The organism is Actinospica sp. (assembly GCF_035552695.1).
In the GTDB taxonomy this organism is placed as follows: domain Bacteria; phylum Actinomycetota; class Actinomycetes; order Streptomycetales; family Catenulisporaceae; genus Actinospica.
This window is the reverse complement of sequence record NZ_DASZKT010000116.1, coordinates 1-21,255: the sequence shown is the minus strand read 5'-3', so window position 1 is coordinate 21,255 and position 21,255 is coordinate 1. Positions and strand designations below refer to the sequence as shown.

At 70.8% G+C, this 21,255-nt stretch carries 17 protein-coding genes; 7 read left to right on the top strand and 10 right to left on the bottom strand.

Features of this window, described 5'->3' with window-relative positions; translation table 11 throughout:
* Position 1: 1 nt before the first annotated feature.
* Positions 2-1,516: a sensor histidine kinase gene (locus VG296_RS14135; protein WP_325566157.1), complete on the bottom strand. Its 1,515-nt coding sequence runs from the start codon at positions 1,514-1,516 to the stop codon at positions 2-4.
* A gap of 606 nt (positions 1,517-2,122) precedes the next feature.
* Here VG296_RS14135 and VG296_RS14130 point away from each other — a divergent pair.
* Positions 2,123-3,463: a cytochrome P450 gene (locus VG296_RS14130; RefSeq protein WP_325566156.1), complete on the top strand. Its 1,341-nt coding sequence runs from the start codon at positions 2,123-2,125 to the stop codon at positions 3,461-3,463.
* Positions 3,464-3,559: 96 nt separating this feature from the next.
* Here the strand turns inward: VG296_RS14130 and VG296_RS14125 are convergent, their stop codons facing one another.
* The gene (locus VG296_RS14125) at positions 3,560-5,956 is read right to left on the bottom strand and encodes a phosphoketolase family protein (RefSeq protein WP_325566155.1); all 2,397 of its coding nucleotides are present in this window, start codon (positions 5,954-5,956) and stop codon (positions 3,560-3,562) included.
* Positions 5,957-6,076: 120 nt separating this feature from the next.
* Between VG296_RS14125 and VG296_RS14120 the strand changes: the two genes are divergently transcribed.
* Both VG296_RS14120 and chrA read left to right on the top strand, forming a co-directional pair.
* Positions 6,077-7,225 (top strand): cation:proton antiporter, encoded by a 1,149-nt coding sequence (locus tag VG296_RS14120; RefSeq protein ID WP_325566154.1) that lies wholly within the window; start codon positions 6,077-6,079, stop codon positions 7,223-7,225.
* Positions 7,222-8,388, top strand: coding sequence for a chromate efflux transporter (gene chrA / locus VG296_RS14115; protein ID WP_325566153.1), 1,167 nt, complete (start codon positions 7,222-7,224; stop codon positions 8,386-8,388). Before VG296_RS14120 ends, chrA begins: the two co-directional genes overlap by 4 nt.
* A gap of 12 nt (positions 8,389-8,400) precedes the next feature.
* Here chrA and VG296_RS14110 read toward each other — a convergent pair whose 3' ends face one another.
* Positions 8,401-9,108 (bottom strand): response regulator transcription factor, encoded by a 708-nt coding sequence (locus VG296_RS14110; RefSeq protein WP_325566152.1) that lies wholly within the window; start codon positions 9,106-9,108, stop codon positions 8,401-8,403.
* Positions 9,109-9,261: 153 nt separating this feature from the next.
* Between VG296_RS14110 and VG296_RS14105 the strand changes: the two genes are divergently transcribed.
* Positions 9,262-10,071, top strand: coding sequence for an SGNH/GDSL hydrolase family protein (locus VG296_RS14105; protein ID WP_414641094.1), 810 nt, complete (start codon positions 9,262-9,264; stop codon positions 10,069-10,071).
* A gap of 281 nt (positions 10,072-10,352) precedes the next feature.
* Here VG296_RS14105 and VG296_RS14100 read toward each other — a convergent pair whose 3' ends face one another.
* A complete protein-coding gene (locus tag VG296_RS14100) occupies positions 10,353-13,118 on the bottom strand; it encodes an AfsR/SARP family transcriptional regulator (RefSeq protein ID WP_325566150.1) in 2,766 nt (921 codons plus the stop codon).
* Positions 13,119-13,332: 214 nt separating this feature from the next.
* Here VG296_RS14100 and VG296_RS14095 point away from each other — a divergent pair, with 214 nt between their 5' ends.
* On the top strand, positions 13,333-14,631 hold the full coding sequence (locus tag VG296_RS14095) for an aldehyde dehydrogenase family protein (RefSeq protein WP_325566149.1): 1,299 nt from the start codon (positions 13,333-13,335) through the stop codon (positions 14,629-14,631).
* Here the strand turns inward: VG296_RS14095 and VG296_RS14090 are convergent.
* Both VG296_RS14090 and VG296_RS14085 read right to left on the bottom strand, forming a co-directional pair.
* Entirely contained in the window at positions 14,615-15,115 is a 501-nt protein-coding gene (locus tag VG296_RS14090; RefSeq protein ID WP_325566148.1) for an SET domain-containing protein, read from the bottom strand. The genes VG296_RS14095 and VG296_RS14090 overlap by 17 nt on opposite strands.
* A gap of 45 nt (positions 15,116-15,160) precedes the next feature.
* The gene (locus VG296_RS14085; RefSeq protein WP_325566147.1) at positions 15,161-16,114 is read right to left on the bottom strand and encodes a GlxA family transcriptional regulator; all 954 of its coding nucleotides are present in this window, start codon (positions 16,112-16,114) and stop codon (positions 15,161-15,163) included.
* Between the two features lie 86 nt (positions 16,115-16,200).
* Between VG296_RS14085 and VG296_RS14080 the strand changes: the two genes are divergently transcribed.
* A complete protein-coding gene (locus VG296_RS14080) occupies positions 16,201-16,752 on the top strand; it encodes a universal stress protein (RefSeq protein ID WP_325566146.1) in 552 nt (183 codons plus the stop codon).
* On the opposite strand, the gene VG296_RS14075 is transcribed toward VG296_RS14080, so the two are convergent.
* Positions 16,740-17,621, bottom strand: a complete 882-nt coding sequence (locus VG296_RS14075) for an EamA family transporter (protein WP_325566145.1) — start codon at positions 17,619-17,621, stop codon at positions 16,740-16,742. The two genes, VG296_RS14080 and VG296_RS14075, sit on opposite strands and share 13 nt — an antisense overlap.
* 93 nt (positions 17,622-17,714) lie before the next feature.
* Between VG296_RS14075 and VG296_RS14070 the strand changes: the two genes are divergently transcribed.
* Positions 17,715-18,692, top strand: coding sequence for a LysR family transcriptional regulator (locus VG296_RS14070; protein ID WP_325566144.1), 978 nt, complete (start codon positions 17,715-17,717; stop codon positions 18,690-18,692).
* 58 nt (positions 18,693-18,750) lie between these two features.
* Here VG296_RS14070 and VG296_RS14065 read toward each other — a convergent pair whose 3' ends face one another.
* The 3 genes from VG296_RS14065 to VG296_RS14055 form a co-directional block, all read right to left on the bottom strand.
* Entirely contained in the window at positions 18,751-19,950 is a 1,200-nt protein-coding gene (locus VG296_RS14065; protein ID WP_325566143.1) for a S53 family peptidase, read from the bottom strand.
* Positions 19,951-20,099: 149 nt separating this feature from the next.
* Positions 20,100-20,720 carry an FMN reductase gene (locus tag VG296_RS14060; protein WP_325566142.1) on the bottom strand — a complete coding sequence of 207 codons (621 nt, stop codon included), beginning with the start codon at positions 20,718-20,720 and terminating at the stop codon, positions 20,100-20,102.
* A 51-nt stretch (positions 20,721-20,771) separates the two neighbouring features.
* Positions 20,772-21,255, bottom strand: a 484-nt coding sequence (locus tag VG296_RS14055) for an LLM class flavin-dependent oxidoreductase (RefSeq protein ID WP_325566141.1), incomplete at its 5' end; no start/stop codon positions are given.

Here is a 21,255-nt window from a genome sequence, read left to right as displayed (position 1 = left end):
ACTACTCGCCTTCCTTGCTCGACGGATCGTCACTGAGGGCTTGCTGGGCGCCGTCGGCGGTCCCGTCGCCGGAGACCGCGTTCTGGAACGCGGCGAGCCACAGGCCCGGGGGCGGAGAGGGCGGCGCGGCGGGCGCGGTGCCGTTCAGCGGTGCGGTCGTCGAGGGGGCGGCGGCGGGCTGCTGCGGCGCGGTCAGGCTCGGGTTGGCCCGGCTCCCGCCGACCGGGGCGGTCGAACCGCGCCGGCGCTGCGGCAGGCCTTGGTCGTTGATCTCGATATTCCGCGGCTCCTGAGGTTGCAGGGCGAGGGCGGGCACGGGCTTGTGCGGGTTCGCGGTGATCGCGGCGCCGGGGGTGGCGGCGGACAGCGGCACCACGGTGGCCAGGTCGCGCGGGACGATCAGCACGGCGCGCACGCCGCCGTACGCCGAGGGGCGCAGCGAGACCTGGAAGCGGTGGGTCTGCGCGAGCCGGCCGACCACGGACAGGCCGAGGCGCGGGTTCTCGCCGAGGTCGGCGAGGTCCAGGCCGGAGCCGACCTGGGTCAGCACCCGCTCGGCGCGCACCCTGGCCTCCTCGCCGAGGCCGACGCCGCCGTCCTCGATCTCGACGGCGATCCCGGACTGCACCTCGACCGCGGTCATGTGCACGCGGGTCTGCGGCGGCGAGTAGCGGGTGGCGTTGTCCAGCAACTCGGCGAGCGCGTGGATGAGCGGTTCGACGGTCGGTCCGGAGATGGCGACCTCGACCACCGAGTGCAGTTCGACGCGCTGGTAGTCGGAGATCCGGGACATCGCGCCGCGCAGCACGTTGAACAGCGGCACCGGCTGCTGCCACTGCCGTCCGGGGCGGGATCCGCCGAGCACCGCGAGGGAGTCGGCAAGCCGGCCGATCAGCGCGGTGCCGTGGTCGACGCGGAGCAGGTCGTCGAACACGTCGGGGCTGCCGCCGTGCCGCTCCTCCATCTCGCGCAGGTCCTGGAACTGCTGGTGCACGATGGCCTGCACGCGGCGGGCGACGTTGACGAACGCGCGCTGGGCGGAGTCGCGCAGGTCTTCTTCGGCCTTCACGGCGTCGAGGACGGAGCGGACGACGTCCTCGTGCGCCTTGACGAAGGCCGCGCCGAGGGCGGGCGACTGGCCCGCGCCGGAGAGCGCCTCCTCGACCGAGTCGCCGCGGTGCAGCCGGCCGATCGCGTAGGGCAGCACCTCGACGGCGAGCCGGCTGGTCTCGGCCTCCTGCAGCTCCAGCCGGCGCACGAGCTCCTGCTCGGTGGAGGCCTGGCGGCGGCGCAGCTGCGCGATCGCGTGGCCGCGGCGGCCGATCTCCGCGCAGGCCAGGCCCACCGCGATCACGGCGACCAGGCCGCAGACGGCGACCGCGCGGCGGGCGTGCGGGGTGACGACGAGGATCGCGCCGACCGTGCAGAGCGCGGTCAGGCACGCGGGTATAAGGGCACTGTAGATGACGGCGGAGCCGCCTTGCGAGCCACGAGGTGACGGTCGCTTGCGTATCATTCGCAGAACCTTGGTCTGAGTCGTGGGCGTGTGTCGGTGACCGACGGGGGGACGGGGAGAAGAGTCACGGGCGCGGCCCGCGGAGAGCGTCTGAACTTGGTGCGCCGAACATGGCGGGCCCGGCCGCCGCGCGGGGCGGCGGGGGCGAGGCGGCCGGGGACCCTCGATCACCGTACGAGGCGTTCGCGGCCTCATCGGGGATGATCTGGACGGGCACTCGGTCACCTTGCTCAGTGTTCGGATACGGCGGGTCTGGTCTCTCCGGACAGGTCTGACGTTATATCAGACCCCAGTAGGCACGGAAAAGCGTCCGCGCCCCGGATGCGCCGGGGCGCACGCCGACGAAACCCGCCGTGGACCGGCCCGTCCAGGATGCGTCGCGAGTTGCCGCCCTCGGGGAGTTTTTACACAAGTTATACATGCGGGTGAAGCGTTTCAGCGGCGCACGGGGGGCGCCGTTCGAGCGCCCCCGGCGGCGCCCCCCGAGCTGCCGTGATACCTGTGTGATCGCTGCGAGTACGAGTTCGTGCTCGGGGTATACGCACTGTGATGATGGTTCTCGTCGCGGATGCGTACGAACTTTGATTAATGATGGAAAGGGCTGACATGTCCGAGACCGCCACCATACCCCTGGCTCCGGGGGCCGTGCCGCTGCTTGGCCACCTGCCGCGGCTCGCCCGCGATCCGCTGACTTATCTCGACACGCTCTCCGCATACGGCGGCCTGCTCACCCTGAAGCTGGGCGGGAAGAAGATGGTCGTGGTCTGCGATCCGATGCTGACCCACCAGGTGCTGGTCGCCGACGACGTCTACGACAAGGGCGGCCCCTTCTTCGAGGCCGCCGAGAAGCTGATGCCGACGGCGATGGGCTTCGCCCCGCACCGCAAGCACCGCCGGCTCAGGAAGCTGATGCAGCCCTCGTTCACCAGGGGCCGGCTCTCCGGCTACGGCGAGATCATGACCGACGAGATCACCGGCGCCATGGCCAAGTGGCGGGACGGCCAGGAGCTCGACGTGGTCCCGGAGCTGATGGCCGTCACCGGCCGGGTGCTGACGGCCACGATCTTCTCCAGCTCGGTCTCCGAGGAGACGCTGCGCGAGATCATGGCCGACTCGCTCGAGCTCACCCGCGGCCTGCTGGTCGACACGGCCCTGCCCGCGCCGTTCGGCTGGCTGACGCCGGGCTACGGCCGTTACCGCAAGGCCGTCGCCCGGCTGCGCGAGACCACGCAGCGGCTGATCACCGAGCGCAAGGCCGAGGGGAACGCGCTGGAGCACGGCGACCTGCTGTCCGCGCTGCTCGCCGGGGACAGCGAGGACGGCGACGCCTTCTCCGACTCAGAGCTCGTCGATCAGCTCTCGTTCATGCTGGTCGCGGGCACGGAGACCACGGCGCAGACGGTGTCCTGGGTGCTGTACGAGCTGAGCAGGCGTCCCGAGGTCCAGGCGCAGCTCCAGCGGGAGGTGGACGAGGTGCTCGGCGGGCGCCCGGCCACCTACGACGACGTGCCGCAGCTCGCGGTGGCCAACCGCCTGCTGTCCGAGGTGCTGCGCCTCTACAGCCCCTCGTGGCTGTTCACCCGGGTGACGACCGCGGACACCGAACTCGGCGGGCACAAGATCCCGGCCGGGACGGACGTGCTCTACAGCCCCTACATCATCAACCGCGAGCCGAAGGCGCACGAGCAGGCGCGCAGCTTCGATCCGGACCGCTGGCAGCCGGAGCGGGCCGAGTGCATGCACAAGGAGGGCTACATCCCGTTCGGGACCGGGGCCCGCAAGTGCATCGGCGACCAGTTCTCGCTGGTCGAGTCCGCGCTGATCCTCGCGACGATCGCCGCGAAGTGGAACCTCGAGCCGGTCCCCGGCAACCAGCTCCGCACCAGCCGCAAGATCGTGAACACGCCGGCCGGGCTCAAGCTCCGCGTCGCGGCCCGAGCGCGCTGACAGCGGCCGGCAGCCGATAGCAGCTCCGATGGAAAGAGTCCTGCGACGCTCCGCGCGGAGCGTCGCAGGACTCTCATCTTCGCGGATCTTCGCGGGTCAGCCCAGCGGCCAGACCCAGTCCTTGATCTCCGGTGCGTCGTCGCCGTGCTCGCGGGTGTGGGCGCGGGCGGCCAGCCGGGCGTCGGTCATCTGCTGCCTCAGGTGCGCGCCGCGCTCGTGCAGCTCGGGCACGCGGTCGATGGCGTCGATGACGAGGTGGAAGCGGTCGAGGTCGTTCATCATGACCATGTCGAAGGGCGTGGTCGTGGTGCCCTCCTCCTTGTAGCCGCGCACGTGGAGGTTGTCGTGGTTGTTGCGGCGGTAGGTGAGCCGGTGGATGAGCCACGGGTAGCCGTGGTACGCGAAGATGACCGGCTTGTCCGAGGTGAACAAGGCATCGAATTCGTGGTCGCTCAACCCGTGCGGGTGCTCGGTGTCGGGCTGCAGCCGCATCAGGTCGACGACGTTGACCACGCGGATCTTCAGTTCGGGGAAGTGCTGCCGCAGGATCGCGGTCGCGGCCAGGGTCTCGAGGGTGGGGACGTCGCCCGCGCAGACCATGACCAGGTCGGGTTCGGCGCCGTCGTCGGACGAGGCCCAGTCCCAGATGCCGATGCCGCGGGTGCAGTGCGCGACGGCCTCGTCCATGGGCAGCCAGGTGAGGGCGGGCTGCTTGCCGGCGACGATGACGTTCACGTAGTGCTTGCTGCGCAGGCAGTGGTCCGCGACGGAGAGCAGGGTGTTGGCGTCCGGCGGAAGGTAGACGCGGATCACGTCGGCCTTCTTGTTCACGACGTGGTCGATGAAGCCGGGGTCCTGGTGCGAGAAGCCGTTGTGGTCCTGCCGCCAGACGTGCGAGGTGAGCAGGTAGTTGAGCGAGGCGATCGGGCGCCGCCAGGGGATCCGCTTCGTCGTCCGCAGCCACTTGGCGTGCTGGTTGAACATCGAGTCGACGATGTGGATGAACGCCTCGTAGCAGGAGAAGAAGCCGTGCCTGCCGGTGAGCAGATAGCCCTCCAGCCAGCCCTGGCAGGTGTGCTCGGAGAGGATCTCCATCACCCGGCCGTCGGGGGCGAGGGCGGCGTCGTCGTCGGGCTCCGCCTCGGCGAGCCAGGTGCGGCCGGTGACCTCGAGCACCGCGCCCAGCCGGTTGGACGCGGTCTCGTCCGGGCCGACGATGCGGAAGTTCCGGTGCTCCTCGTTGGCCGCCATCACGTCGCGCAGGAAGCCGCCGAGTACGCGCGTGGCCTCGGCGGTGACGACGCCATGCTCCTTGGTGTCCACGGCGTAGTCCCGGAAGTCCGGCATCTCCAGGTCGCGCAGCAGCAGGCCGCCGTTCGCGTGCGGGTTGGCGCCCATCCGCCGCTCGCCCCGCGGCGCCAGTTCGGCGAGTTCCTGGACGAGCGCGCCGTGCTCGTCGAACAACTCGTTCGGCCGATACGAGGCGAGCCACTGCTCCAACTGGGCGAGGTGCGCGGGGTTCTCGTGCAACTCGGACAGCGGCACCTGGTGCGAGCGCCAGTTGCCCTCGGTGCGCTTGCCGTCGACCTCCTTCGGGCCGGTCCAGCCCTTCGGCGAGCGGAAGACGATCATCGGCCAGCGCGGCCGGTCGACCACGTCCGGGTTCTCCCTGGCCACCCGCTGGATCGCCGCGATGTCCTGGAAGGCGTCCTCGAAGGCCGCGGCCATCGCCTGGTGCGCGGCGTCGTGGTCCTCGGGGTCGTGGACCTCGACCGTGATCGGCCGGTACCCGTATCCGATCAGCAGGTCGTCGAGCTCCTCGCGCGGGATCCGGGCGAGCACCGTCGGGTTCGCGATCTTGAAGCCGTTCAGCTGCAGGATCGGCAGCACCGCGCCGTCGCTCGCCGGGTCCAGGAACTTGTTGGAGTGCCAGGACGCCGCCAGCGGGCCGGTTTCGGCCTCGCCGTCGCCGATCACGCAGGCGACCACGAGGTCCGGGTTGTCGAAGGCGGCGCCGTGCGCGTGCGAGAGGGCGTAGCCGAGCTCGCCGCCCTCGTGGATCGAGCCGGGCGTCTCGGGGGCGACGTGGCTGGGGATGCCGCCGGGGAAGGAGAATTGGCGGAAGAGCTTGCGCAGCCCCGCCTCGTCGCGGCCGATGCCGGGGTAGAACTCGCTGTAGCTGCCCTCGAGGTAGGTGTTGGCGACGAGGGCCGGGCCGCCGTGACCGGGGCCGGCGATGTACACGGCGTTCAGGTCGCGGGCCTTGATCTGCCGGTTGAGGTGGGCGTAGATCAGGTTCAGGCCCGGGGTGGTGCCCCAGTGTCCGAGCAGCCGCGGCTTGATGTGCCCGGCCCGCAGCGGCTCGCGCAGCAGCGGGTTGTCCAGCAGGTAGATCTGGCCGACGGACAGGTAGTTGGCCGCGCGCCAGTACGCCTCGATGAGATCCAGTTCACCGCGGTCGAGCGGAATCGGATGAGTCGTCGTCTGGGTCATGAGGCTATCCTGCGGCGAGAGGCCGGGGCGCGGCAGTGACCGCGGAGCCAATCCTGCGCGGACAATCGGCCTTTCGGGTGTTCGCCGGGCAACACGCGCCCCCTCCATAGAATCAAGGCCATGAGCTTCGGAACACTCGCCGTCATCGTGCTGGTCGGGCTGCTGGGTCCGCTGCTGGCGCTGCCGCCGGCCTGGCGGGTGCCGGTGGTCGTCGGCGAGCTCGCGGCGGGAGTGCTGCTCGGGCCGACGCTGGCCGGATTCCTGCACCCGGGTGACCCGACGTTCTCGTTCCTGGCGGACATCGGCTTCGCGCTGGTGATGTTCGTGGCGGGCTCGCACGTGCCGATCCGCGATCCCCGGCTGGTCCAGGGGCTGCGCAAGGGCGCGGCCCGGGCGATCGCGATCGGCGCGCTGGCCGTGCTGCCGGCGTTCGGGCTCGCCAGGCTGTTCCACACCGGCCACACCGCGATGTACGCCGTGCTGATCGCCTCCTCGTCCGCCGCGCTGGTCCTGCCGATGGTCGACTCCCTCGGGCTGACCGGCCCGGCGCTGCTCGAACTGCTGCCGCAGGTCGCGATCGCGGACACGCTGTGCATCGTGGCCGTCCCGCTGGCCGTCGATCCCGCGCACGCGGGCCGGGCCGCGCTCGGCGCGCTCGCGGTGATCGGCTGTGCCGGGGTGCTCTTCGTGCTGCTGCGGAAGATCGAGAGCTCGGGGCTGCAGCACCGCGTGCACCGGATCTCGGAGCAGCGGAAGTTCGCGCTCGAGCTGCGCTTCAGCCTCGCCGCGCTGTTCGGGCTCGCGGCCCTGGCCGTGGCGACGCACGTCTCGATCATGCTCGCGGGGTTCTCGATCGGTCTCGCGGTCGCGGGGATCGGCGAGCCGCGTCGGCTGACGCGGCAGCTGTTCGCCGTGACCGACGGGTTCTTCAGTCCCCTGTTCTTCGTCTGGCTCGGCGCGGAGCTGAATCTGCGCCAGCTCGGCCATCGTCCTGGATTCATCGTGCTCGGCGTCCTGCTCGGCCTGTCCGCCGCCGTCGTGCACGCGCTGATGTGGGTCAGCGGCCAGCCGATCTCGCTCGGCGTGCTCGCCGCGAGCCAGCTCGGCGTCCCGGTGGCCGCGGCGACGCTGGGCACACAGGTGCACGTCCTGCAGTCCGGGGAGGCCGCCGCGCTCATGCTCGGCGCACTCGTTACGATCGGTGCGGCGGCGCTCGTCGGGCGCACGGCGGCACACGCGGCTGAACCTGAATCGAGTGCGACGAGTTGACGAGCGCGACGGAGACCGGGCCGGTCCCGCTGGGTACGATCGCCCGCGAGTGGACTCGCATGGGCCTGATCGGCTTCGGCGGCCCGCCGACGCATATCTCGCTGCTGCGCAAGCTGTGCGTCCAGCAGCGGGGCTGGATCGCGGCGGACGAGTTCGAGGACGCGATCGCCGCGTGCAACCTGCTGCCGGGACCGGCCTCGACCCAGCTGGCGATCTGGTGCGGACGGCGGCTGCGCGGCCCGGCCGGGGCGTTGATCGCAGGGGTCTGCTTCATCTGGCCCGGGCTGGTGATGATCCTGGCGCTGAGCACCCTCTTCCTGGCCGCGCACCCGCCGGTCGTCGTGCTCGGTCTGGCGGCCGGAGCCGGCGCCGCGGTTCCGGCCGTCGCCGTGCACGCCGCGTGGGGGTTGGCACCGTCGAGCTGGAAGCGGATCCAGGGCGGCACGGCGCCGCGGACGGGCCGTGCGCGTTGGATCGGTTACGCCGTCGCCGGTGGGGCCGCGGCGGCGCTCATCGGGCCGTTCCTCGTGCTCGTGCTGGTCGCGTGCGGTGCCCTCGAGGTCGTGGTCAGGTCGCGTCCCGCCTCGTTGGCGGCCGTCGTTCCGCTGGCGCTGTCCACGACCGCCGCGGGAGGTCTCGGCGCGCTCGCCTGGGAGGCGTTCAAGGTCGGTGCGCTGTCGTACGGCGGCGGATTCGTCATCATCCCGCTGATGCAGCACGACGCCGTGCAGACGTATCACTGGATGACGAACGCGCGCTTCCTCGACGCCGTCGCACTCGGCCAGATCACGCCGGGACCGGTCGTGCTGACGGTCGGCGTGATCGGCTACGCCGCGGCGGGTTACGGCGGCGCGCTGCTTGCGGTGCTCGTCGCGTTCACGCCGTCATTCCTGTTCATCCTGATCGGCGCCCGATACTTCGCGACGCTGCGCGCGAACGAGCGGGTCCAGGCATTCCTGACCGGCGCCGGGCCCGCCGTCATCGGGGCCATCGCGGGCTCGGCGATCCCGCTGGCCCTCGCGCTCGGGCACGGCTGGCAGTACGCGTTGCTGGCCGGCGCCGCGCTGTGGCTGTTCCTCGTGCGGCGCGGGGTGGTCTCCGCGCTCCTGCTGTCCGCGGGAATCGGGGCCGTGTGCGCCCTCGCCGGATTGACCGTCAGCTGACGGGTCGGACGGTCAGCCCGCGGTCCCGGCCTCGACCGCCGCGGCGGGGACGAGGCGGAACCCGTGGCCGTACAGGGTCTCTATCAGGCCGTCGATCGCGAGCTTCCGGCGCAGTGCGGCGATGTGCACGTCGAGCACGCGGGTCGGGCCGTACCAGTTCTCGTCCCAAACGCGGGTGATCAGCGTGTGCCGGGAGACCGCCCGGCCCGGTTCGGCGATCAGGCATTCGAGGATGTCGAACTCCTTCGGCGTGAGCGCGATTTCGCTGCCCCGCACCCAGGCCTGACGAGCGCGCGGGTCGACGGACAGCACGCCGATCAGATGGCCCGGCACGGACGGTCGCACGCGCCGAAGGACGGCGCGGATCCTGGCCTGCAACTCCTCCAGGCCGAAGGGCTTGACGAGGTAGTCGTCAGCGCCGTCGTCCAGCGCGACGACCCGGTCGACCTCCCCGTCCCGCGCGGTGACCACGATGACGGCGGCGTCGGAGTGCTCGCGCAGTCGGCGGCACACCTCGAGCCCGTCCATGTCCGGCAGCCCGAGGTCGAGCAGCACGACGTCCGCGGGGGCCGCCTTGAGCGCCGCGGCGCCGGTCGCGACCGTCTCCACCTGGTATCCGGACTTGGTCAGGCCGCGTCGCAGCGGCCACGCGATCCCCTCGTCGTCCTCCACCACGAGTACGCGCACGGGCGGCTGACCGGGAGCGGGGAACGGCGTCATCGATCAACCGTATCCCACCTGGTCCGGCCGACCGCGAACCCGGCTTTCGCTGTGCGTTCCAGCAAAAGTTGAGCATTGTACTTGTGGTGGGACAGAACCCTGGTTACTAGTGAGTAAGAAGTACCCACCAGGGAGGAACCCACCATGACCCCCATGTTCGTCCGGCGCAGCCTCGGCATCGCCGCCACCGTCGGGACCGCCGCCGCGATCGCGCTCGGCACTGGAGGGGCTGCCCACGCCTCCAGCGCCGACTACGTCGCGCTCGGCGACTCGTACTCGTCCGGCGTCGGTGCCGGCAGCTACACCAGCGCCAGCGGCAGCTGCGACATCAGCACCAACGCCTACCCGTATCTCTGGGACGGCGCCAACTCGCCGAGCTCGTTCACCGACGACTCCTGCTCCGGCGCCACCACCTCGACCGTCGAGTCCAGCCAGCTGTCCGGCCTGAACTCGTCCACCACGCTGGTGTCGATCACCGTCGGCGGCAACGATGTCGGTTTCAGCAGTGTCATGGAGACCTGCATCCTCGACGGCACCAGCTCCTGCGAGTCGGCCGTGTCCACCGCCGAGACCGAGGCGCAGAACGACCTGCCCGCCAAGCTCGACACGCTCTTCGGCGACATCCAGTCCGACGCCCCGAACGCGCACGTCGTGGTCATGGGCTACCCCGAGTTCTACGACCTGAACGAGTCCAGCGGCTGCGTGGGCCTGAGCACGGACAGCCGGTCCGCGATCGACGGCGGCGCCGACACCTTGGACGGCGTGATCTCGACGGAGGCCGCGAAGTACAGCGGCTTCAGCTACGTCGACGTCCGTCCGTACTTCTCCGGCCACGAGATCTGCGACAGCAGCTCGTGGCTGCACTCGTTCAACATCCTCGACACGACCGAGTCCTACCACCCGACCGCGAGCGGCCAGTCCGGCGCGTACTACCCGGCGTTCGAGGCGGGCGTGGCCGAGTAATTCCGGACCACGAATAAGGCTGCACTGTAGGGCCCCCGGAGCGGCGGGGCGGTCGCTTCGAGGGCCCGGCCCTTTCGTCGTGAGCGAGTTGTGAGGCGGCTGTGAGAGGGCCCTGCTGTACTTGATTCCACCAGCCCGGAAGCATCACGGGAGGGAACGGGATCCGCGGGGACCGGGGACACGGGAGCCGCGGACCACGGGGGAAACGGGGGAAGGATCCCGGCGGGGCACGTGCGGCACGGGGGCCACACGTGCCCTGGCGGGACACCCGCCGGGATCAGTCAGCCGTCGAGTTCGGCGATGCGTCGCTGGATTTCGGCCGCGCGCGGCAGCCCGACATCCCGGTAGATCTCATAGGCCTGTTTCAGGTGGTCGCGGGCACCGGCGCGGTCGCCGAGCGCGGACAGCGAGTTCGCCGCGTGTGTGAGGGCGTTGGCCTCCATCGCGCGGTATCCCTGCTCGTGGTTGAGTTCGACGGACAGGTTGAAGAACGCGAGGGCCTGATCGTGGTTGCCGAGCCCGGCGTGCGCACAGCCGAGCTGCGTCAACGCCTGGGTGAGGCCGCGTTTGTGCCCGGTCCGCTCGATCATCTCGCGGCCGCGGGTCAGCGACTCGAGCCCTTCACCGAATCGGCCCAGCTTGACCAGCTGGCTGCCGATGTTGACCCGCATCGCGCTCTCGTCGACCTCGTCGCCCACCTCGATGTAGATATCAAGCGCCTGAGTGTAGTGGCCGAGGGCGACGTCGTGATCGCCGGTCTCGGTCGCGATCACGCCGAGGCCGGAGTAGGACGCGGCGATCGAACGCGGGTTGCCCAGTTCTCGGGCGATCGCCAGCGTCGCCTGGGCATGTTCGATCGACTGGTCATAGAGGCGCAGGTCAAGGTAGATGTCGCTCAGTTCGTGGCGCATGAAGCCCTCGCCCCAGAGCGAGCCGGACCGGCGGGCGGCCTCGAGGCCGACGAGATGCGTGGCGATGAAGTCGTCGTACAGCGCACGATGGTCGAGGAAGTCCCACATCGACCACGCCAGCTTCCAGGCGTGGCCGTCGAGCCCCAGCGCGTACGCACGCTCCACGCAGGCGACGAGCGACGGATATACGAGCTCGAACCACGCGTACGCCGCCTTCGAGTCCGCGAAGTCCAGCGGCGGTTTCGCGCTCGTCGGCAGTTCGAGCCGCTCGACGGCGATACCCGGGTAGACGCCCCTCATCGCGTTCACGGCGCTGAGCAGATACCAGTCCAGCAGATCGCGCACGCAACCCGCGGTCTCGACCGACTCCTCGGCGGCGAGTTCGGCGGCGTACGCGCGCGGGATGTCGTGCAGGCGGTAGCGGCCCGGCCCGGCGATCTCGACCAGGTGCGTGCCGATGAGGCGGTCGAGCACGTTCTCGGCGCGCACCCGCGACACGCCGAACAGCGCCGACGCGGCGGGCAGCGAGACCTCCGGGCCGGGCTGCGCGCCGAGCAGCCGGAACGCGCGCGCGGCCTCCGGATCCAGCGCGCGGTACGACCAGGACAGCACCGTGCGCATGTCGGCGAGGTCGTCGTCGCCGGAGGAGAGCGCGTCGAGCCGTTCGTTCGCGTCGGCGAGTACCGCGACGGTCTCGCGCAGCGAGCCGCCGGCCCTCGCCATCCGCTCCGCGACGATGCGGATCGCCAGCGGCAGTCCGGCGCACAGCTCGACCAGCCGCCACACCTCGTCCTCGGCGAAGCGGCCGGCCGGCCCCCGGGTCGCCTCGGCGAGCAGTTCACGCGCCTCCGCGGCGCCGATCCGGTCGAGGGTCACCCGGTACGCGCCGTCGCGCGCGGCCAGACCGCGCAACTGGCCTCGGCTCGTGACGACGACGAGGCTGCCGGCGCCGGGCAGCAGCGGGCGCACCTGCTCGCCGTCCCGGGCGTTGTCCAGCACAATCAGCATGCTGCGTCGGGCGAGCGCGTCCCGGAAGCGGGCCGCCCGGTCCTCGAGATCGGCGGGCAGCTCCTCGGCGGCGATTCCGAGCGCCCGCAACAGCGATTCGAGCGCGCGGGCCGGGACCAGCGGCGTGCCCGGACCGTATCCGCGCAGGTTCACGTAGAGCTGCCCGTCCGGGTAACGCTCGGCGAGCCGGCCGGACCACTCCAGCGCGAGCGCGGTCTTGCCGATGCCGCCGGGCCCGACGAGTGCGACGAGGCGTGGCCCGGAACCGGTCGGCTCCCTCGCGAGCCAGGCGTCGAGGTCGGCCAGCTCGCGGTGCCGGCCGTAGAGCCGCGGAGGGGCGGCGGGCAGCTGCCTGGGAGGCTCCTTGGCCGGGATCCGCGCCGGGGCCGCCGGGACCGGCAACTCACCTCGCAGAACCTTGAGATAGAGCTGCTGGATCGCCGCGCCGGGATCGATGCCGAGATCCTCGCCGAGCGCCGAGCGCAGCCGTTCGTACTCGGCCAGCGCGTCGGCCTGCCTGCCGTGCCGATGGCAGGTGCGCATCAGCAGCCCGACCAGCCGCTCGTCGAAGGGATGCGCGCGGACCAGCTCGGTCAGCTCGGTGATCGTGCCGGTGTCGGTCCGGTCCGCCTCGAGCGCGAGCTCGACGCGGCGCGCCTGGACATCGAGGCGGCGTTCCCGGAGCCAGCGCTCCGATTCGGTGCGCAGCGGATCCGGTACGCCGCCGAGCAGCGGCTCGCGCCAGAGCCCGAGCGCGGTTTCCAGCCTGCCGAGCGCGTCCTCGCCGGAGCCGCCCGCCGCCTCGTCGACCAAGGCGTCGAAGCGGAGCAGGTCGATGTTCTCCGTGTCGGCGCGCAGCCGGTATCCGTCGATGACGGTCTCGATCGAGGTCGGGCCGAGCAACTGGCGCAGCCTGGCGACGGCGTTGTGCACGCCCGCGCGGGGATTCGCGGGCGGGTCGTCCTCGCCCCAGACGGCCGCCGCGATCGCGTCCGTGCTGACGACGCGGTTGGCCGCGAGCGCCAGGGTGACCAGTACGGTGAGGGTCTGCCCGCGCGGCACCGGCAGTGCCGCGCCGTTCCGGGAGATCCCGACCGGCCCGAGCAGCCGCAGCGTCACGCCGTCCACTGGACTCCCCCTCCCGTACGGTAGATCAGCCTACCCACGACGGGCCGCCCGGGCGAGTAAGCCGTCGATGTCGACGCCAACGCCGATGCCGATGCCGACGTGGCCGGTCTCGCCACGCGACCATGATCACGCTCCTCGACCCGGCCGGCGTACGCTGAACCGACTAGGCCGATCAGCGCCGCGACAGAAGTCGCAACCTTGGAAAGGTCCTGACGTGACCACCGGAACCGACCACTCCGCGTCCGCCGCGCCGAACGCCGTGCACGCCACGGTCCGCGCCTGTGCCGAGCGCGCCGCGCGGGGCGCCGCGTCCCTGGTGAACGCGTCGGAGTCGGCGATCGACGCCGCGTTGCGCGCGATGGCCCGGCGGGTGCGATCGGCGGCACCTGCGTTGATCGCGGCGAACGAGGCCGACCTCGCCGCCGCCCGGGCGGGCGGCATGTCCGAGGCGCTCCAGGACCGGCTGCGGCTGACCGCCGCGCGACTGGACGCGATGGCCGAGCAGCTCGCCGCGTTGGCCGACGTGCCGGACGAACCGCGGGACAAGATCATCGAGCGGCGGCCGGACGGGCTGACACTGCTGGAGCGCCGTCGGCCGGTCGGCGTGATCGGCGCGAACTTCGAGGCGCGGCCGAACGTGACCGTGGACATCGCCTCGCAGCTGCTCAAGTCGCGCAACGGCGGCGTACTGCGCACCGGTTCCGCCGCGCTGCGCTCCAGCCAGGCGCTGATGGACGAGGTCGTGGCCCCCGCGCTCGCCGACGCGGGCCTGGACCCGGACGCGATCCAGCTCATCCCGGTCGAGGACCGTTCGGCGGCGTACGCGCTGGTCGCCGTGCCCGACCTCGTCCCCCTGGTCATTCTGCGCGGCAGCGGCGAGAGCACCCGGGACCTGGCCCGCGAGGCGGCGCGGCACGGCGTGCGCACGCTGGCCCACGCGGACGGCGGCGGCGTGCTGTACGTCGCGCCGGGTGCCGGTCCAGAGCTCGCGCAGCGGATGGTCGAGGAGAGCCTGGACCGCCTCGGCGTCTGCAACCGTCTCAATCTTCTGCTTCTCGATCGCTCGCTGCACGACGAACTGCTGCCCGGGATTCTGGATGTGCTCAAGCGCCTCGGCATCGCCGCCTCGCTGCCCCCGCACGACCACCCGCGCGGCTTCGAGTGGGCCCTCGACCCGGACCGCGCCGCCACCGTGACCATCGACACCGTCGACGGCCCGGCCGAGGCCGCCCGCATCGCGAACGAGGAGACCTCCGGCCTCGCCGCCGCCGTCGCGACCGAGGACGCCGCCGCCGCGCGCGACTTCCTGGACGCCTACGGCGGCTCCGGCGGCTTCTGGAACTGCCCGACCCGCCTGCTCGACGGCTTCAAGCTGCTCCGCCTCCCCGAGACCGGCATCAACATCGACCGCGTCCCCGGCCCCCGCGGCCCGGTCACCTTCCGCGACCTCGCGCTGCGCCAGTACCTGACCGTCCCCACGGCCTCGGTCTCAGACCTCAGCGACGCCGTCTGATCAGGTCGAGCAGTCCGGGCGTCCAGTGATCGCCGTATCGCTCCCGGAGCTCGGCTCGTCGCCAATCGAGGCCGGTGACCTCACCTCGGCAGAGCTCTGATCCGCAGGCGCAGTCCATACGGAAATCGGCGATTCCGGTGGACGTCGCATAGTCGTTCGTCAGCTCCTCCCCCACCGCGATGGCGCGGCGCGCCGCCTGCGTGTACGCGTCGATCCACCACACGTTCGGATCGCAACTGTGGTTGCCGTAACCGTTGGGGCGGCGCGGCGGAAGGATCAGGTGAACGTCGTCGGCGACGGTGATCGTGTCAATGTACGGATGATCAGGATCACCTGCGGCGGCGGCGAAGACGGCGGCGAGCTCGGCGCCGGAGACCAGCCTTCCGCCGACTCGGGAGACGACGGTTCCGGCTGCGATAGGCGCCACCGCGAACAGACCCCTGCCTTGGATCGGCGAGGTGCGGACTTCGATGTGAGGGTGCAACCAGCAGTCGGCATCGGGCGCGGTTACCAAGTGGCGGCTTTCATTTCATTGCGCGCAGCTGAAGGACCTGCGGTAGTCGGCCGGGGTGACGCCGACGGCGCGGTGGAAGTGGTGGCGCAGGAGGGCGCCGGAGCCTAGGCCGCAGGCGTTGGCGATCTCCTCCACGGCGAGGGAGGTCTCCTCGAGGAGGCGGCGGGCGTGCAGTACGCGCTGGAGGGTGATCCAGCGCAGCGGGGTGGTGCCGGTCTCGGCGACGAAGCGGCGGGCGAAGGTGCGTTCGGACATGCGGGCGCGGCGGGCGAGTCGGGCGGTGCTGAAGTCGGCGGTGAGGTTGTCGAGCATCCAGTCGAGGACCGGCTGCAAACTGTCGCACTCGGTCTCGGGGACCGGGAGGTCGATGAACTGGCGCTGGCCGCCGTCGCGCTGTGGCGGGACGATCATGCGGCGGGCGATCGCGTTGGCGACGGCGGACCCGAGTTCGCGGCGGACGAGGTGCAGGCAGGCGTCGATGCCGGCGGCGGTGCCCGCGCTGGTGATCACGCTGCCCTCGTCGACGAACAGGACGTCGGGATCGACCTTCGTGTCCGGGTACCGCTCGGCGAACTCCTCGGCGTGCTTCCAGTGCAGCGTGCAGCGCAGGCCGTCGAGGATACCGGCCTCCGCCAACAGGAACGCGCCGGAGCAGACCGTGAGCAAAGTCGTTCCGCGCGCGGCGGCCGCCCGCACCACCTCGATGATCGCGGGCGGGTAGTCGACCGACGGGCCGGCGACGGCGGGCACGAGGATGAGGTCCGCGTCCTCGACGGCATCGAAGCCGTACGTCGGCACGATCTGGAAGCCGGTCGATGTCAGAGGTCTGCCGGGGTGCTCGCCGCAGACCCGGAAGTCGAAGGCCGGCACGCCGTCCTCGGTCCGGTCGACGCCGAAAACCTCGCACACCACACCGAGTTCGAAGGCGGCGGTGCCGTCCATCACCAGTGCAGCGACGGTCTTCAACATGCCCTCACGCTACCTGGCAGGATTTTGTGGCACAAGGGCAATGGCGCCACTTCCCGTGGACGCTTCCGGCTCGAATACTGGGAGACATGAACACGACGGAACTATTCCCCGAGGTCAGGACCGCTCGCGTAGTGGTCGGAGTGACAGGCTCGGCCAGCAGCGGCGCCGCGCTGCGCCGGGCCGTTTACGAGGCGCGGCGCGCCGGCACCGAACTCGTCGTAGTGCTCGCCTGGGAGCCGCCGGGCGGTGAGGCCGTGTACCGCAGGGCGCCCGAGCCCTCGCTGCTTCGGCTTTGGAACCGGCAGGCCCGCGAGCGCCTGGACGCGGCCGTCGCCGAAGCGCTCGGCGAGCTCCCCGTGGATCTGCACGTTGAGACGCTCGTGGTACGCGCGCCCGCGGCGGAGACGTTGAACGCGCTGGCCGACCGTTCGAGCGACCTGCTGGTTCTCGGTGCCGGTCCGCGTCGTTCGATCGCGGGCTACCTGCGCGGCAAGGTGCGCCGAAGGGTCGTCAGCACCGCCAAGGCGCCGGTACTGCTCGTCGCGCCGCTCTCCGCGCCGCGCGCGGTGCGCCGCGAGTTGCGCCGCATCACGCCGGAGGACTTCCTGCGCCAGACCGACGCGGGTCAAGGCCGCTGATCCGCGGTCAGCGTCGATCCGACGCTCGCTGATACCACCGCGACGATCGCGGCGAGTGCGAGCAGGCCGACGCGTTGCCCGAGGACGAGCCAGCCCGCGAACGTGGCCACGGCCGGCTCAAGACTCAGCAGGATCCCGAACGCACGACGCGGAATCCGGCGCATGGCCGCGAATTCCAGCGAGTAGGGCACGATCGAGGCCATCAGCGCGGTGCCGATGGCGACGAGCATCAACCCTGGCCGATCGGCGACGTGCTCAGCGCCGCGCACCCCGCCGGGAGTGAGCATGAGTGCTGCGATGGTCATCGCGACCGCGAGCGCGCCACGGCCTGGCACCTCCGCACTGGCACGCGCTCCAGCCAGGATGTACAGCGCCCAGAACACGGCGGCGATGAGGACGAACACGACCCCTGCGATATCGAGTGAGCCTCCTGATCCGCCCTCTCCGGTCCATCCGAGCGCGACCACGCCGACCAGCGCCAGCAGCACCCAACCGAGGTCGCGGACGCGTCGGGACAGCACCGCGGCGAGCGTGAGCGGGCCGAGGAACTCGATGGTCACGGCGATTCCCAGCGGGATCCGCGCGATCGCCGCATAGAAGAACCCGTTCATACCCGCGAGGCTGAAGCCGAACAGGATCACGGCGCGCCACTGAGCTCGTGTCCAGGTCCGTATACCCGGCCGGGTGGCCACGAGCAGCACGCCCGCCGCCAGCCCGAGCCGCAGCAGCGTGGCCCCAGACGCGCCGGTGGCCGGGAACAGGCGCGTGGCCAGTGCGGCGCCGATCTGCAGCGAGGTGCAGGAGCCGAGCACCATCAGCGTGGCCGGGCCGACGACGGAGGACGGCCTGGTCGAGGTCGGTGAGCGCATGGCTCCAGGCTCCGGCAGCACAACTGATTCGTCTAGCGATACTTTCCGAGCGATACTGGTGAGGAAAACTGATGAGTCAGGAAAGGGGCCGAGATGCTGGACGTGCACCGCCTCCGGCTGCTGCGCGAGTTGGACCGCCGCGGCACTCTCAAGGCCGTCGCCGAGGCCCTGTCCTACAGCCCGTCCGCGATCTCGCAGCAGCTCAGCCAGCTCGAGGCCGAGACCGGGGTGACGCTGCTCGAACCGGCCGGACGCGGCGTGCGGCTGACCGCGCAGGCGCGGATCCTCGTCGCGCACACCGAGGTCATCCTGGAACGGCTCGAACTCGCCGAAGCCGACCTGCGCGCCTCGTTGACGGAGGTGGGCGGCACCTTGCGCGTGGCCTCGTTCCAATCCGTCCTCCTGGCGCTCGTCCCGCCCGCGCTCACGCTGCTCGCGGAACAGCACCCGGGCCTGCGCGTCGAGATCACGCACGAAGAGGCGGGCCCAGCCTTCGCGGGACTGCTCGCGCACGAATTCGACGTCGTACTCGGCGAGGAGTACCCGGGACTGCCGCAACCGCCGGTCGAGGGCGTCCACACGCAACTGCTCGCACTCGACGAACTGCTGCTCGCGGTGCCGACGCACGGTCCGCACGCCCGGGGCGGCGGTGCCAAGGGTGACAACGGCAGCGGCAACGGCGACGGCGACGGCAGCGCCGGAGACTGCGGCGAGGATCAGGCGCCGGTCCGGCTGGCCGAACTCGCCGACGTGCCCTGGGCGCTCGACCCGCCCGACATTCCCGTCGGCCAGTGGGCGCGGACCCTCTGCCGGGGCGCCGGATTCGAACCGGACATCCGCTTCGCGAGCCCCGACCTGCTGCTGCAGATCCACCTCGTGGAGACCGGCCACGCGGTCGCGCTGCTGCCCGGCCTGCTCCTCGACACCGACCGCGGCCACGACATGCGCGTCTCCAGGCTCCCCGGCCGCCCGCACCGCAGGCTGATCACCGGCGTACGCGCGGGCGCGGCCCGGCATCCCGCCGTCCGCGCCTTCCGCAGTGCCCTGAAGCAGGGGCTGAAAATGCCGTAGGCCGGTCGGGTGGGTAGACCGACCGGACTACGAGCACTCCCCACAAATGTGGCTTTACTTAGAAGGCTGCGACCCCGTCCGGGGTGCCGTAGCCCGTCGGGCCGTCCCAGCCGGCGCGCGCAGTGCACAGCTGGCTCGGCGAGCAACTGCCGTCGCTGCCCGAGGTCACGTCGAACAGCGAGGTGTGGTTCGTGTAGGCGAGCGAGGCGTTGTCCACCGACGAGGTGTTGCCCGCCAGCGCGTAGACGCTCGCGATCAGCGGGGACGCGACGCTCGTGCCGCCGTAGACCTGCCAGCCGGAGAAGCCCTGGTAGGGGGTCGTGTCGTACACGGCGACGCCGGTGTTCGGGTCGGCGACCGCGGACACGTCCGCCACGGCGCGCTTGGCGCAACCGGTGCTCGCACTCCCCTGGAAGCTGGGCTTCGCCTCGTACGCCGAGCAGCCCGCGCCGGCGCCGGACCACGCGGTCTCGGTCCAGCCGCGGGTGTTCGAGGCCTTGCTCAGCGAGGTGCCGCCGACCGCGGTGACGTACGGGCTGGCGGCCGGGTATTCGACGCCGTAGCCGCTGTCACCCGAGGAGGCGGTGATCGCGATTCCCGGGTGGTCGTAGTACGTCGTGTCGTAGGTCGGGTCCGAGGAGGACTCGCTGCCGCCGTAGCTGTTGGAGATCGCGTCGGCACCGAGCTTGGCCGCCTCGTTGACCGCCTTGCCCAGGTTCGCGTTGGAGGCGCTGGTGGCCTCGACCAGGATGATGTGGCAGTTCGGGCAGGTCGCACTGACCATGTCGAGGTCGAGCGATTCCTCGGTGGCCCAGCCGGCGTTGGTCTTCGGCAGGCTCGTCGTGGAACCGGTCTGGCTGACGATCTTCAGACAGCCGGTGGCCTTCGTGCACGCCGACAGACCGTACGTGCTGCGATATACGGCGAGGTCCTTGCCAGCGGTCGGGTCGTTGAAGGCGTCGACGATGGCGACGGTCCGGCCACTGCCGGCCGTGCTGGACGGCAGCTTGTAGGCCGACTGGATGCTGGACGGACCGAAGCCGGACGGGGCGGCGTTGGCGGTGGCGCCGATCCTGTGGGACTTCGAGTCGTTGCGAATGGCGTTGCCGTGCGCCCAGTTCGCGGCGGAAGCGGCGACGTGGGTGGAGGAGGACGCCGTCGGGGTGACGGCGCCGGCCACGGAGGTGAGCGCGGGGATCGCGCCCAGACCCGCAGCGGCGGTAACCGCGAGAGCGAGCGTGGGTATGAAGCGTGGCATGAAACGAAGAATGGCGAATGTCCAGCCAAGCCCGAGTAAAGCAGAGGCAACGGCTCAGCCATGCACATTCAGCGTTGAGGGTATTCGCTACGCGACGGTAAGATCACGCAGGCGAACCGAGGGCGTCCCCGACCTGGTCACCGCGCCGTTCAGCCCGCGAGGAGCCGCTCGAAGGGGATGACATCGTCGTCATCCTCGACCTCGACATCAGTGTCCTGCCACTTCGATTCCCGATTTGCGAGCAAAGCGGAAAGCTCCCCCGCGGCGCGATCGATGCGGCCGACGAATTCCGCGGCCTCGCCGCCCCAGTCCTCGGTCGCGGCGTACACGGCGGTCGGCACGACGGTGGCGTGCAGGTAGGAGAACAGCGGCCGCAGCGCGTGCTCCAGTGCCAGCGAGTGGCGGGCGCTGCCTCCGGTCGCCGCGATCACCACCGGGGTTCCGGTCAGCGCCCGTGGGTCGATCAGGTCGAAGAACGACTTGAACAGGCCGCTGTAGGACGCCGAGAAGATCGGGGACACGACGATCAGTCCGTCCGCCGACTCGACCGCCTTCAGGGCGTCGCCGAGGGCTGGGTTCGGAAAACCGGTGACCAGGTTGTTGGCGATGTCCACGGCGTAGTCACGCAGCTCCAGCACGCGTACGTGCACGTCACGGCCCTGCTGCCGCAGCTCGCGCTCCGCCGCGGCGGCAAGCCGGTCGGCCAGCAGCCGCGTACTCGAAGGCTGACGCAGGCCCGCCGAAACGACGACCAGCCGAACCGCATCCATCCTCGTACACCCTTTCCTTGATCTCTTACGTATTATTCTTACTTCTATCTCTTACTTCTGCGCGGCCGCGAGCAGCGAGGCGTGCGTCGGGGCGTCCGGCACGTTCGCCGGACGGTTCTTGGCGAACTCCTCGCGCAGCACCGGCACGACCTTCTCGCCCAGCAGGTCGATCTGCTCCAGCGCCGTCTTCAGCGGCAGGCCCGCGTGGTCCACCAGGAACAACTGGCGCTGGTAGTCGCCGAAGTAACCGCGGAATTTCAGCGTCTTCTCGATCACCTGATCCGGCGAGCCGACCGTCAGCGGCGTGTCCCGGGTGAACTCCTCCAGCGAGGGCCCGTGTCCGTAGACCGGCGCGTTGTCGAAGTACGGCCGGAACTCGCGTACGGCATCCTGCGAGTTCTCGCGCATGAACACCTGCCCGCCGAGCCCGACGATCGCCTGCTCCTCGGTACCGTGACCGTAGTGCGCGTACCGCCGCCGGTAGAGCCCGATCAACTTCTGGAAATGCTCCTTCGGCCAGAAGATGTTGTTCGCG

What these genes read in the sequence shown, in the direction of transcription:
- VG296_RS14130 (WP_325566156.1), top strand. Translation starts at nt 2,123, where the DNA reads ATGTCCGAGACCGCCACCATACCCCTGGCTCCGGGGGCCGTGCCGCTG.
- VG296_RS14120 (WP_325566154.1), top strand. Translation starts at nt 6,077, where the DNA reads ATGAGCTTCGGAACACTCGCCGTCATCGTGCTGGTCGGGCTGCTGGGT.
- VG296_RS14135 (WP_325566157.1), bottom strand. Translation starts at nt 1,516, where the DNA reads ATGATACGCAAGCGACCGTCACCTCGTGGCTCGCAAGGCGGCTCCGCC.
- VG296_RS14085 (WP_325566147.1), bottom strand. Translation starts at nt 16,114, where the DNA reads ATGTTGAAGACCGTCGCTGCACTGGTGATGGACGGCACCGCCGCCTTC.
- VG296_RS14070 (WP_325566144.1), top strand. Translation starts at nt 17,715, where the DNA reads ATGCTGGACGTGCACCGCCTCCGGCTGCTGCGCGAGTTGGACCGCCGC.
- VG296_RS14080 (WP_325566146.1), top strand. Translation starts at nt 16,201, where the DNA reads ATGAACACGACGGAACTATTCCCCGAGGTCAGGACCGCTCGCGTAGTG.
- VG296_RS14065 (WP_325566143.1), bottom strand. Translation starts at nt 19,950, where the DNA reads ATGCCACGCTTCATACCCACGCTCGCTCTCGCGGTTACCGCCGCTGCG.
- VG296_RS14105 (WP_414641094.1), top strand. Translation starts at nt 9,262, where the DNA reads ATGTTCGTCCGGCGCAGCCTCGGCATCGCCGCCACCGTCGGGACCGCC.
- VG296_RS14110 (WP_325566152.1), bottom strand. Translation starts at nt 9,108, where the DNA reads ATGACGCCGTTCCCCGCTCCCGGTCAGCCGCCCGTGCGCGTACTCGTG.
- VG296_RS14075 (WP_325566145.1), bottom strand. Translation starts at nt 17,621, where the DNA reads ATGCGCTCACCGACCTCGACCAGGCCGTCCTCCGTCGTCGGCCCGGCC.
- VG296_RS14125 (WP_325566155.1), bottom strand. Translation starts at nt 5,956, where the DNA reads ATGACCCAGACGACGACTCATCCGATTCCGCTCGACCGCGGTGAACTG.
- VG296_RS14060 (WP_325566142.1), bottom strand. Translation starts at nt 20,720, where the DNA reads ATGGATGCGGTTCGGCTGGTCGTCGTTTCGGCGGGCCTGCGTCAGCCT.